This window comes from Moritella sp. 5, assembly GCF_018219455.1.
In the GTDB taxonomy this organism is placed as follows: domain Bacteria; phylum Pseudomonadota; class Gammaproteobacteria; order Enterobacterales; family Moritellaceae; genus Moritella.
On the sequence record NZ_CP056122.1, the window covers coordinates 1,883,049 to 1,896,419 of the forward strand.

At 40.5% G+C, this 13,371-nt stretch carries 11 protein-coding genes; 8 read left to right on the forward strand and 3 right to left on the reverse strand.

The genetic code is table 11. The annotated features are described in order from the left end of the window. Positions 1 to 103: 103 nt before the first annotated feature. Positions 104 to 652, reverse strand: a complete 549-nt coding sequence (locus HWV01_RS08435) for a TetR/AcrR family transcriptional regulator (RefSeq protein WP_211674953.1) — start codon at positions 650 to 652, stop codon at positions 104 to 106. A gap of 204 nt (positions 653 to 856) precedes the next feature. Between HWV01_RS08435 and HWV01_RS08440 the strand changes: the two genes are divergently transcribed. From HWV01_RS08440 to HWV01_RS08460, 5 genes are all read left to right on the forward strand, one after another. Then, complete coding sequence (locus tag HWV01_RS08440; RefSeq protein WP_211674954.1) at positions 857 to 1,474, forward strand: hypothetical protein; 618 nt, start codon at positions 857 to 859, stop codon at positions 1,472 to 1,474. Positions 1,475 to 1,498: 24 nt separating this feature from the next. Further along, the gene (locus HWV01_RS08445) at positions 1,499 to 2,374 is read left to right on the forward strand and encodes an SDR family oxidoreductase (RefSeq protein ID WP_249185485.1); all 876 of its coding nucleotides are present in this window, start codon (positions 1,499 to 1,501) and stop codon (positions 2,372 to 2,374) included. An 86-nt stretch (positions 2,375 to 2,460) separates the two neighbouring features. Beyond that, positions 2,461 to 2,712: a hypothetical protein gene (locus HWV01_RS08450; protein WP_211674955.1), complete on the forward strand. Its 252-nt coding sequence runs from the start codon at positions 2,461 to 2,463 to the stop codon at positions 2,710 to 2,712. A gap of 527 nt (positions 2,713 to 3,239) precedes the next feature. After that, a complete protein-coding gene (locus HWV01_RS08455) occupies positions 3,240 to 3,824 on the forward strand; it encodes a hypothetical protein (protein ID WP_211674956.1) in 585 nt (194 codons plus the stop codon). Next, positions 3,817 to 5,286 (forward strand): hypothetical protein, encoded by a 1,470-nt coding sequence (locus HWV01_RS08460; protein ID WP_211674957.1) that lies wholly within the window; start codon positions 3,817 to 3,819, stop codon positions 5,284 to 5,286. Before HWV01_RS08455 ends, HWV01_RS08460 begins: the two co-directional genes overlap by 8 nt. 618 nt (positions 5,287 to 5,904) lie before the next feature. Here the strand turns inward: HWV01_RS08460 and HWV01_RS08465 are convergent. Next, complete coding sequence (locus HWV01_RS08465) at positions 5,905 to 6,603, reverse strand: aspartate/glutamate racemase family protein (protein ID WP_211674958.1); 699 nt, start codon at positions 6,601 to 6,603, stop codon at positions 5,905 to 5,907. Between the two features lie 144 nt (positions 6,604 to 6,747). Here HWV01_RS08465 and HWV01_RS08470 point away from each other — a divergent pair, with 144 nt between their 5' ends. The 3 genes from HWV01_RS08470 (at position 6,748) to HWV01_RS08480 (ending at position 11,996) form a co-directional block, all read left to right on the forward strand. Continuing rightward, a complete protein-coding gene (locus tag HWV01_RS08470; RefSeq protein WP_211674959.1) occupies positions 6,748 to 7,653 on the forward strand; it encodes a LysR substrate-binding domain-containing protein in 906 nt (301 codons plus the stop codon). A gap of 571 nt (positions 7,654 to 8,224) precedes the next feature. Next, a complete protein-coding gene (locus HWV01_RS08475) occupies positions 8,225 to 10,903 on the forward strand; it encodes a hypothetical protein (RefSeq protein WP_211674960.1) in 2,679 nt (892 codons plus the stop codon). Between the two features lie 79 nt (positions 10,904 to 10,982). Then, on the forward strand, positions 10,983 to 11,996 hold the full coding sequence (locus HWV01_RS08480) for a hypothetical protein (protein WP_211674961.1): 1,014 nt from the start codon (positions 10,983 to 10,985) through the stop codon (positions 11,994 to 11,996). A gap of 127 nt (positions 11,997 to 12,123) precedes the next feature. Here HWV01_RS08480 and HWV01_RS08485 read toward each other — a convergent pair whose 3' ends face one another. Further along, a complete protein-coding gene (locus HWV01_RS08485) occupies positions 12,124 to 13,335 on the reverse strand; it encodes an MFS transporter (RefSeq protein WP_211674962.1) in 1,212 nt (403 codons plus the stop codon). Positions 13,336 to 13,371: the final 36 nt, after the last annotated feature.

Genomic DNA, 13,371 nt, shown 5'->3' on the forward strand with positions numbered 1-13,371 from the left:
GTCGTTATGGCAGAGTAGAGTGTAGTGTAGAACGGTTCTGGGCAGAAAGTGTCAGTACCCTTGGTCTAATTCGCTCCTTTTCCTGAGCAAAAAAGAATATCCGCTAGCTCGCATCCCCCGCTGAAAGTTGGAGGATCCAAGACGCTATCTCTTCAATTTTGGTTTGGTTTCCATTTAGTAGTCGGGTCATTAAACCACCAAGTAACAAAGCATAAGCCTGATTCGCATTCTCTTTGCCTACTATTTTATTTAGCTCTGCTAGGAATTTGTTGTCAGCCATTTTTAGAAGCTTATCATTCGCTATATCTTGGCTGTCCCTATTTTTGACATAGTCCAGTAGCACCGTCATTTCGCCCTTAAAACGGCTATCCAAGGTCTTTATCAATTGGACTATGGCTAGCTTCTTGTCTTCAGGTAGAGCTGAAGTACTATCTACGCCATAAAGTGAGTGTGGCTCTAGCACAAACTCTGTACAGGCGGTAAATAACTCTTCTTTACTTGAAAAGTAATGATAAAGAGCGCTTTTGGATACACCCAATGCTTCTGCAATGCCTCGCATTCCTAACCCGTTCAGCCCGTGTTCTGAAAAAATATCAACTGCTTTGGTGATTAATTTATTACGGTATGCTTCTCGATCTACGATTTTTGGCATGGTTTCGCCCCTTTTAAAGTCCCTAGGACTATATTCTCATTTCCTTTAAAAGTCCACTGGACGATAAAAACCAACATTTAAAAGACCAGTTGGACTAAAAACATTGACAAGATCCAAATTGATCGGTTAATCTTATTTAGACCGATCGGACTAAATAAGATTGTATATTGCTCGTCCGTAATAATTTCAAATGAAGGGGACAACATGACCAAAGATCAAATAACCTTAAAAGGTGCACCTATTAACTGGCAGTGCAACGGGAAGTTTAATTTCACAACAGGCTATGGTGCGACTAAAGCTGAGAGTGCAATTGCAAATTATGCTGCATTCATAGCACCAGCAATCCTATACTTTTTTGCGTGGAAAGAGCTTGATTGGAGTGTATTACAAATTATCGTAGCAGCCGTTTTAACCTTGGATATGATTGGTGGTGTGCTAACAAACTCGCTTGGTTCAATGAAGCGTTATCTTTATACAGACCAAAACCTAGATGTTAATTGGCTGGGAAAACTGGTTAGAAGTAAATTTCTATTCCCAGCTATCCACTTTCAATTGTTTGCGATTCCACTGTGTTTTGACATCGCATGGTCTTATGCCTTCTTTTGGTATGGCATGATGATGGTATCAATTGTATTTATTCATTTTATACCTTTGTACCTACAACGCGCTGTCGCATTGTTGATCGTAATGCTATCGATCATTCTTGCTCAGCTTATACCTTCCCCTGTCGGTCTTGAGTGGATAGCTCCAATTTTCATAATGAAGTTAGTACTTTCTCATGGCGTAAGAGAAGAACCGTATCGCCGAACATTAGCGGAGTAATTAGCCGTAAAAGGTAAGGAAAATATGATGACGACATCAAAAAAGGTTTTAGTTGTGGGTGCGACTGGCTACTTAGGCCTACATATCGTTAAGCAACTACAAGAGCGTGGACAGGACTTTGTTGCGCTGGCTCGCAACAAACAAAAGTTACTAATAAACGGGGTAAATGAAGCACAGATTATTGAGGTGCAAGTTACTAACCAGCAACAACTTGAAGGCATTTGCAATGATGTCGATGTCGTTATCTCTTGCTTAGGTATTACTCGACAGCAAGATGGTTTGAAGTATATGGATATCGACTACCAAGCCAATCTAAACATTCTGCTAGAGGCTGAAAAAGCAGGAGTTGAGAAATTTATCTATATTTCAGCGCTCAATGCGCCAAAATATTCCAATGTTCGTATGTTGAGAGCTAAAGAAAGGTTTTCTATACGCCTACTCAGCTCAGAAAGACTACAACCATGCGTTATTAGACCAAACGGCTTCTTCTCTGATTTAGAAGAAATTTATCACATGGCAACCAAAGGTAGTGTTTACTTGTTTGGCTCTTTATCGATAAAGTTAAACCCAATTCATGGTGAAGACCTCGCTGCATTTTGTATTGAAGCTATTAATTCTAACTTGAAAGAACTAGACATAGGTGGCCCTGAAGTATTAACAATAACTCAGATTGCACAGTTTGCTTTTGAAGCACAGTATAAAGACGTGAATATTATTCGATTACCTGACTGTCTAAGGCGTTTAACTTTGTGTTTAATGAAACACCTACCTGAGAAATGGGGTGGTGCTGCTGAGTTTTTCTTAACTGTTATGGGAAATGACAGTATTGCTCCAACCTATGGAGAGCGTAAAATTAGGGATTACTATACGGAAGTATTTACGGTGGTAAACCAGCCATGATAATAAAGAGTCTTAAGAAAGTCTAAAATGTTTCGGGGCAAAAATATCCCAGATATAAGCAAACGTACGAAGAGTTTGGTTGGAAGATGATGGACTCCATCGATCGGGTGTATATAAACAGTAAGGCTAAAAAAACTTTAGGCTGGCGTCCTAAATATGATTTTATCTACGCTCTAACCTCTTTATCCAAAGGAGGAAGTTTTCGCAGCCAGTTGGCTATCGACGTCGGAGTGAATTATTACCATGATAAAGCTTTTTCGAAAGGCCCATATCCGGTAAAAGAATATCCAAGGCCTGCTTGGGCGAGTGACATTATCTGTAGTGAAGTGGCACAATGAATTTGGCCATCTGGTTAGAGGTGATAAACTCACTTTAATTAACCGCAGCAGTTACCGTTATTGGCTGGGCTATTTCTAGTAGTCCTGACTGTGAGCTTACTAAGAAAGTAATACGAATGGCATTTGAAAGCCGAGGCAAACCAAAGACATTACTATTAAACAGAATGGATGCCCAAGTTGGGTTATTTAGAAATAAAAACAACGAGGTTGTCGATTAGTGGTTATATAAATGGTTATTACTACACCAGTTTTACTTAACCACTACACTATTTTTTGTAACTCATGTTCACCCATCCATAATATGTTCATATCGATCTTACATACATTTGTTATTCATTACTCAGTGTTACTTAGTGTTACTTACAAACCCTTGGTTTTTTAGCATTTATCAACGTGATATTGTCAAATAGTACATTGATTTAACTTGCTTTATATGTTGTTTTCATCTGGTGTTAAACGTCGAGATTGCACATGCATAGTGACAGATATAAAGTTTTTGATAGCAAGAGTAATTAGGGACATATCTCATGAGAAAGTTTACTTTAATCTTATTTTTACTATTGTCGGGTTGTAAAAACGGCAATAACGAAAGTCATAATGAACACATACCAGTTACTAAGATAGATAAAACGCCAGAACTGATTCAGGAGTTAAAAGACCAACCAACTATTGATGACCAATTCTCAATTTTATACGATAAATTTGAACCTATTCTAGACCGCTCTGACTCTCTCACCGGACCCGATGAAAATGCAGATGGCATTCGTGATGATATTGAAGCCTTTATTGATGCATTAGAAGTGACAGAACCTGTTCGTAAAGCACTAAAGCAAGATGCAAAACAAACACAAGAAAATCTTTATCATGATTTCAGTGAGAAAAACGATGCTAACATCGATAAAGCGATTGAAATTTCAGACAAGTTCCTCAGCGTCATTGCATGTAAAAAGTTTGTCGGCATTCCGGTAGATGATAGAATTAATACATCTCGTACAATTGAGGCCTTAACCTATAATACTAAATCTCGCACTATGGCTTACCTCACTTACAACCACTTGTTAGATGGCTCTGTATCGATATCCTTACCTGCAGAGGAAGAGTACTGTGAATAGACTCACTTGGTTACTTATTCTGCTTGTAACATTACAGCCTGCATTGGCTAATAATTCTTGTAAGGTCGAGGGTTATGCTATTGGATTTTTTAATGGTGTGGCGACAACGAAAAAAGATGCAGAACGCGGTCAGGATAAAATCCAGTCAACCCTCAATACCGACGAATACAAAGGCGAAAAAGTTGAATACCAACTCTTCTATAACGACTCTTACATCGACGAAGGGGATCTTAATCTACTGGGGGATTTTGCTGAAACCTTCGACCAACGAACTCATGAGCTTACACAAAAGTCGTTTGACCGTTGGGAGGCCTTTTGGGATATAATTAATGGGCGTCAAGAAAGCTCTATTATCCAAAAGATAGGTACACTCGTTGAAGGGTTTATCCTATTTGTTAACGATGTAATAAGTATTAAACTTAACTATCAAATAAAAGCATTTCTTGAAAAGTTAGCAACCCTCACTGGTAGTACCCCCAATACTGAAGAGGTAAGATTAAATCATAGGTTAATTAACGATTCTTTAGCATGGGAAGGTAAAAAATTAATTTATATTGCCCATTCACAGGGGAACTTATGGGTAAATGAATCATATGAAAATGTGTTGTCTCAGACTGGATATGATGCAGATAATATAAAAGTTATTCACATAGCGCCTGCCTCACCAATTGTAAAAGGGGATTACATCCTATCTGGTAACGATTTGGTGATAAATGGTTTACAGTTAACTGGTATTGGTTCTGTCCAACCTTTCAACTTTACCGCACCTGTCAACCATGATGAGAGCACTGGACATGGGCTAATAGAAGTTTACCTGACAGACCCAACTTCTGTCAGTATGATAAAAAAGTCGGTTAAGAAAGCGTTTAGTGCCTTAACAAAACCTGATATGGAAGACTTTTTATTTCAAATTACTTATGAATATACTCCCAACTTTGTGAGTAACCATAAGCCACCACAAATAAAACTTGTTGATAATAATGAAGATTGGATGGATAAAGCATCTGAATACGCGGGTGTGTACTTAGTCGAGAAAAGCAGAAATAAATACGAACTGGTTTCAGAAAAAAACTTTGAGCCTGTGACTTTCGACTATAAAAATAATTCAAGAGATCGCCAAACCATTACCGTTAATCAATGTAATAAAATCTCAAGCGAAAAACCGTTTGTTCTTGGTGAATACTCAGAGGAAACCGTAGATTTATCTTCGATGTGGCCTAACCTTCCACCCAAAATTGAAACAAAAGTTACAGTTATGGATAGATTTGGTCGGAAGCTATTACAAGGTGAGGTTTCAAAGAATGAATATCGTGATAGGGGGTGGTCATACATTGGCAGCTTTGTAGATTTTAAAGCCGTTATCCCTTACGCAGATACTGAAAAAAAACAGCTCAAAAAAAATAAATTACAGGGTAAATATGAGCTTTATTCCGATACGATATTGTTTTCATCTCAATCTTAATGGCAACAGTAGTAATTTTTGTTTAAAAAATATGCTTCTGCAATGCAGAGGCATTCCTAATCCCAGCTCCATAAGTCCAGAAAAAAATCGATGCCATCGACCTGACCCAAATCCCTATCAGTAGTGAAATGATGAAAGGCACAATATATCAATCAGTCACTCGACAATTAGAAACATCTGGGTAAGAGAAAATCTGAATACCAAGGTGTTACGGATCGAGCGTTCAGAGGTATTAGTAAAAATACCATAGTGAAAACGACAAAGTCCCACGGTCATTACTCCGTCACACTCCCTCGGTAATCACATAGCCTTGCTAACTCAAAATTGCCCCTTTCTTTGTTAACGTAATGACTCGGTTGTAGATCGCGCAACAATAGTCACTTCTCCGTAATCTTGCATATCTATTCCTGCAAGAGATACAAATCGTAGGCGTTTAATTGATCATTATTTCCAAAAAAGAGCCAATAATACCGAGAAAAAAATAACCAGTAACACAAGTGAACTGAATTCGACCACATTGTTATTTTTCATTTTTTGACACGAATGTTAAGTTGAACTCTGCTCTTGATAGCTTCTTTTGTGTAGTTCTGAAATGAAATTGTGATCGTTAATCATAGATTATAGACTCAATGCGCTGTTAACAATTGCTCTACAATGTATTTCTGTTGTAGAAAACAAAGGTACGCCCTGCCATAAAGGTTCAGTTATCAGTAGTGGGATCTCTGTACACCCCAAAATAATACCTTGTGATCCCTGGTCGATTAACTGTTCGATGATGCTGTAGAACTCATTTTTTGTTTCCAAAGTAAATTGATTGAGAACTAACTCAGATACAATCTTTTCTTGCACTAAGTTACGCTCTGAAGTGTCAGGGATTATTGGAACAACACCATACTTGAGAAGCTTCTCCTTATAAAAGTCTCCTTCCATCGTTGCCTTAACACCCAATAAACCAGCTTGATATATGTGCTGACCAGAAAGAGTTGCAGCGGTAGCTTCAGCAATATTTATTAGCTCAATACCATGAGCTTCTCTTATTGCAGCTTCGAAACGATGCAGTCCGTTAGCGCATAAGGCAATAACTTCCGCATCAGCATTTATCAAGCTTCCGACAGCATCAACTATCATTTCTTCACAAGCCTTTTCAGTTTCATCTTCTTTTTGCTTATCCAAAAACTCTCGTTCATCCAGACTTTCAATAACCAAACGAGCAGAGGAATGTCCATCGAGTTCTTGCCTGACCATCGCGTTGATAAGCCTGTAGTATTCGAGTGTTGATACATAGCTCAACCCTCCAACCAATCCAATTTTTTTCATAAACTCTCCTTAACCCACAAATGGTTGTAACTACAAAATTTTATATAGCTACATTCCTGAAGGTCTTTGATTTTATAGTTATTATCCAGTAAGCTTTTATAAATTACGAACGATGGTTTCTAACAGGACATATAAGAACAGCTTATGGACAAAAGGCTACACTACTTAAGCAACCTCCGTTATCTTGAGGCTGCTGCACGACTGGGAAGCTATAGCAAAGCAGGATATGAATTATGTGTTACCCAAGCTGCGGTCAGTCAGAAGTTAAGGCAACTTGAGGTAGAATTAGGCTGTAAACTATTCATTCGTAAAGGGCGAGATATGGTGCTTACGGCTGAAGGTAAGAGGCTTTATGAAAAAGTATCTCAGGCGTTCGAAATAATTACTGAGGGATTAAACGCTACTCAGCCCGAGCCGATAGCAGGTGTACTATCGGTTGCTACAACGCCTTCTTTTGCTTCCCGATGGCTAATGCCTAGACTGTGGAAATTTTCCATGGAGTACCCCGAAACGCTCATACGTATTAGCTCTTCTATTAAACCGAAAGTAGGACTTGCAGGTGAAGTTGATATAGCAATCGGTGAGGTTGGAAGTAATGACGATTCATCCCTCGTCAGAGAGCACTTGTTCGATGAGCCTGTGTTTCCTGTATGCTCTCCAGAACTTGCTAACAATATGAAACTTACCGAACCTAAGCACCTTCTTGATTGTTGGTTGATTAAAGGGATTCGCAACCACCACTTCTCTTGGGAAGAATGGTTCCAAAAAGCTAATGTCGATATTAACAAAAGAGCTTTTCAGTGTATGGAAGTTGAGACATTAGATATGGGGTTAAATGCGGTAATTGCAGGTCATGGTGTCTGTCCAGGAACAGATAGCCTAGCTGGAGACTTTATCGAAAGAGGGTTACTCGTAAAGCCATTTGATATAAGCCTACTACCAGGAGTTGAGTACTCAGCAGTATATCATTCAGGTTCAATCAGAAAGTCTCGCATTTCTGTGTTTATCAAATGGTTGAAAAAAGAAGCTTTGATACATCAATATAAATAGGAGATTTGCAATTTGGAGCACAAACCAAATGGATATGCCAGCTTATTACATCAATCACTCAATAATTGTGCTTAAAAATTTGTTGCGCAATGCACATTATTGTCCAAAGCAATCATAAGATCCCAAACCAGCTATGCCAACCTCTGGCGTTATTTTCCCTTTCTGCGTTAGAAAACTAGTATCCTTCGACCGTTTAATTAGGTCGCAATAATTTTTCTAATGGCGAATGTCCAGTTTTTTGTTAGCAATAATTATAAAACCTACGTACCGCACCCCTAAATAATTATACTTATTGGTGAGTAGATCACAGTAAGTATAATTATAGTTACTACTTATTGAATATTAAAAAGTTTCCATGCCATATTAATATTGTCTTTCTTCTGAATTATTGATGAGGTGGTACATTGCTTAAATTTCATATTACATTCTTATTCACATTTAAAAATCTATCATGGGTAACAGTCGTATCTTTTACGAACGTGTAGGCAACTCCTTCGAAATTTACCAAAACTACGTGCGGAATGTCGAATAAAACTCTCACTTAAATAATAAATAAGCAAAAAGGGCAAATATGAAAAATGAAACAGCAGTTCAACTGGAGGATGATGCGGGACAGGATCCTGCATCCATTAAAAGAGTCGGTAACGAGGTCGTCAGACAAATAAAAAGATCACCTATACCAGCCCCCATACCTATTCAATATGCGGATGAAGTCCGCTTTCAAAAGCCAGAACAGCCTACCTATGCAATCTTGCCCTCAATTTTTTCTATATTGAGTTTGTTGTTTATGGCAGCGTTGTCTAGCGTTATGTTTATTCAGCTGCTCAATCCCTCTGTTACGGGCTTGGCTTGGCTGGGTGATTTGTTTACCTTTTTGAAACCTCCTCAGGCTGGGGCGAATATGGCCGCATGGATGTGGATGCCTTTCTTGTTCACTATCATTGGTAGTGTTTTGGGTATGTTGTTTGAACTGGGTTTGTTACTGAGCGGTCATGCCTTTCAGCAAACGCGAACTAAGTTTGGCGTATTCATTTTAAATCTTCGTCTATTAAACTTAGCCCCTGTGGTTACTACCATCTTCTTCTTTATTACTTGTATGGTTGTTACTCATGCAGACATGCGCTTTGCCATGCTCTATCTTGCGGGCGGCGCCTGTTTTGGTTTGGGTTTCGCCTTGTTCTTTGGCGGTGCACAGGCCCTTGTGGCATTCGCGCTGGCGGGTATTCAGGTTGCTCAAATAATCATGGTGCTAACAGGTACAATCCCAGCAGGCGGAGAAATCATTGCGTGGTTGCTAGTGGGGCAGGCTGCATCGCAGCTAACGGCATTGTTGATCGGTACTGCGACTCCCTGGAGGAGCACAGTCTTCCATACTATTAGTACTATCTCTGGTATTTTACTGTACAGCGCAATCTTAAAAGTGACGGCTGCAGACATTGGCTTTTCTCAGTCAGTTGCAGTGGTGCTACCAGAGGGCTCTTTGGCTCTATGGGGTTTTGTGGGTGCTTGTATTACAGGTTTGGTATTGACGGTGGTTTTATTGCCGAAGACCCTCGGTGGTTTCCTCGTCATGTTGAGTAATAAGATTTGGTCGCCGGTGTATTTCTTTTTGGTTAGCGCAGACCGTTTTCCTCATCCGCTTAATTTGACGGAAGTTTATGGTGGTAAAAAGCCACCTTCAAAAACCACCTTGAAACCATACTATCAAGTGCACCCCGAGTTTTTACTGCAGCGTTTGAGTATTCCTGCCGTTGTTAATATCGAGGAATCAGTCACTCTGTTTAAAAAATTGATAAAGACAGCAAGGACCGCTTTCTCTGTCATGGCGATACTGGATCACTACCTGCCTCAAGCGAATGTTAAAATTCCCTTGACCAATAAAAAGCGTATGGCTATTTGGAGCGACGGTTCTGAATACTGGCCTGGCTTGTTTACGAAGAAAATATTTGGTTTACATCTACCCGACGGCGGCAATATGGACACAGCGCCTGAGCCTGCGATTGCTGCTTTTAAAGAAGGCCAGTTGTTGGGGTATTTGGCCGAGTCTGGTGTGGCATCGCCTTTCTTAAAGCCTGCTCCAGAAATGGGCGAGGGTATGTTGACCATTGATTTCCGCTTCTTAGAGAACTATGAAACCAAGCCTGATTATGAGTCCTATGGCGGTGCGGCTTACTTTAAAGTAAACAGCACAAAGAAGCGTTTGGAATTGATTTCTGTCGTGGCGCCTCACTCCACTGATGTATTGCTAGCAGACCCGCGCAGCCCTAGCTTCCGTCGTGCGGAAAGCTTGGTATTAGCTTCTATGTATTATCAAGTGATCAGCGGTAAGCACTTGGCTGAAATACATATGACTTATAACCTGGTTGAAGTGGCGATGCATGACGCCTTTGAGGCGCAAGGGCAGTGGGCGCATCCATTCAGAACATTCATGTATTTGCACTTCTTTGCCCATGAGTTGGCGGAAGGGATTACTACCGAACACTTGGTTCAAGAGGGCGCGGTGTTTAGTCAAATTTTTGCGACCACCCATGATAGCTTGGTGCACCACTTAAACGACTGCTACTCCAACTTCGAGTATGGTGCAGATGAAGATTTTGAAGCGCGTGCTGCGATGCTAACTATGCAGGGTTCTGCGGGTAAGCCCGGCGAGCTATTGCCGAATGCCTGTATTAAGTGGGAGTTAGATTACGCTAAAATCTGGAATGGCTATACCACGGCATTGATCGATATTATTTATACGAATGATGCTGCGGTACAAGCGGATAAGTACTTACAAGATTTTCACGCTGGTTTGTTACAGGTCATGGTCAAGGGTTTACCTGCACGTTACGAGAGCTTCCAGACTAAGGCGGGTGTTGCACGCTTTGCTTCGGACACTATTCATCACACGGTTATTCGTCATCAAGTTTATGGCACAACGGGTATACGTGCGGCTCTGGACCCTCGTATTAGCAAGGTTCAAGTGCCTATGGATGGCGGCACTACCGCTATAAATGAATGGCGTTCTTTGGCATTCGTGGCATTGGCAACCGGCAAGGCTCGATTCACGCTACTGCAAGGTGACTTTACTAACCTGCTCAATGGTGTCGATGCGAAGTATAAGGACGATATGCACAAGGTGTTTGACCAGCTGCAAGAAGATCTTGCTAAGTTAGAGACGGAGTGGACTGCTACGGAAGAAGATAAGCAGCACAACTACAACTATTTCCGTTCAGTACCCTCAGTACTGCATACCGGACCTGGTTATTAATTAACGCGGTAATTAAGTCCCTCTGTTAAGCATTTGCTTGATGGCGGGTTTACCGTGCCTAATGAAAAGGAAATAGATCATGAGTTATTCAAAAAGCCAAACCATGTTGGCCTTTGCTTATATGTCTTACTATGGATTTGATGTAATTGGTCCCGATAAGTGTAATGCTCAAACAATTGAGAAAGATATTAAGCATGCCTTAACCAGCTGGGCACCTGTTAAAGATGAATGGGAGTTGGTCTGGGGGCCGGGAGTATTTATCTTCGACCTTGCCTTGTTTGATGACAACTTAATGTACCTGGTGCGCAATATTAAAGATCCGTCACGTTATGTTATAGGCATACGCGGCACTAATCCCGTGGGACTGAAAGACTGGTTAATAGAAGATTTTCAAGTGGCTAGCATGGTGCCGTGGCAGTACGGAAAACCTGCAGCTAAGTTGAAACCAAAAATCTCGAAGAGCACTGAAATTGGCATAACCAAGTTACAGGAAATGATTGCGGAACCCGGCGTACCAGGAGAGGGTAAGAGCTTATTAGCATTTTTGCAGGGCGACATTGAGGGTAAAGACGCCGTTGATATCTGCGTGACGGGGCACAGTCTGGGTGGTGCTTTAGCGCCGACACTGGCTTTGTGGCTGAAGGATATCCAGGGCGAAAAATTGCCTGAGAGCGCAAAAATATCGACGGTTGCTTTTGCGGGCCCTTCCGCAGGTAATAAAGACTTCGCCACGTATTCCGATCAGCGCTTTGCAGAGGGCGAGTGTATTCGTGTAGCTAACTCCTTAGATGTAGCCCCCCATGCCTGGAATCAAAAGTCTCTGCGCAAGTTGTTCTTGTTATACAAGTCCCATTTTCTGCTGCCAGGGCCGCTTGTGATTAGCATGATCTCGGCTATGCTAGCCTTGTCGTGGCATAAAGGCTATCAACAAATTGAGGCTGACGCTGAGCCTATACAAGGTCGATTTAAGCCTTTGTTGTATAACTATTTGGCACAAGGTATATACCAGCATGTGGTGGGCTATCCCGAAGCCATGGGCATGCTGGACGATAATGAAATCCCCGTGTTTGAATTGTTTGCTGGGCAACTGTAATACTCGGCCGATTAACAAGGGTAGCTCTGCCACTATTAAGTACCACTACTGTCCAGTAGTGGTACTTAAATATTCGTTAAATTTTAATACAGCAAGCAACGACGGTCGTATAGTTTCTATCAATAGACTAGTGACCGATAATTTCAGCTTGATTCAAAAATGTCTTAATATTTGAACGCTGTTTTAAGTGCAGCATTATCAGCCCTGCGATCAGCAATACTATCCCGATAATAATGAAACCTAAGGCTGTGAGTTGTAAGTAACTTAACAGCGCAATAACGACGTAACTCAAACTTTGTGCTAGTGTAGAGAACAGTTTTAATCCACCTTCAACGCGTCCTCTTTCTTCCATCGCAATGACATGATGCATCTTATTGGTTCTTGCAATACGATTATATGAATTGAAAAAACCAAGGCCAATAGTAAGTAATATAATCAAAGTAGGGGAAAGGTAAGATCCCATCAAAAGAAGTAAGATCGCCATCACTAGAATTGAAACTATCATTGCATTTTCATGCTCATAACGCCTTAAAAGGCGAGCAATCAGCAATCCACTTAGTAACGCACCTAAGCCATAGCTCATTTCCCATGCCGCAAACCAACTACCACTGATGCCTTGTTCTGCGAAATATATAGGGACAAGTTTTACCAGAAAGGTCAATACTGGATAAGATAAGCAAGATAATGCCAAAAATGCATAAAAGTGTTTTTGTTTAGAAAATATGCTTTTGCTTGCGACAAGTTGCTTAAAGAATGCCTCTTTTAAGGATGGACTGAATTGGCGCTTGTAAGGGATCGCTATATAGCATAATCCAGACAGGAGTGAAGCAAATGTAGCCAAAAATGAAAACTCAAGCATTGACCAGTATTCAAGTAAAATAATCCCTAATGCGCCAGCACCAAGTGTTGTGACTTGCATAACGATTTCTTGATAACTGGATATTTTCGCGTATTCATCCTGGCGATAGTTTTCTTGTGTGAAAGCATTATTACAACTCCAAGCTAAATCATTACTTAACCAAAATATTAACTGAGCAAAAGCCAAAAGCCAGTGAGACTGAATACCGTTGTAATAAGCAATGAACACCATCAATGCGGTACTTGATTGTATTAACTGCATGACGACCAACACTTTCTTTCTAGAATGGCGATCTATCAAAGTGGCAAAAAATGGTGTAAAAACAAATGATAAAGAGGTACAAACCAATGCCGTAATCGCCACAAACAACCCCATACCTTCTTCTGAAAGCATGATCCATGGTAACGCCATCATAAACATTCCAGATGAAATACCATCAAAAAATCGCGCGAATAGATAGGGAATAGTTCTATTTTTCATTTTATGCTCCATGCTTTTTATTTATATTAGTGCTAG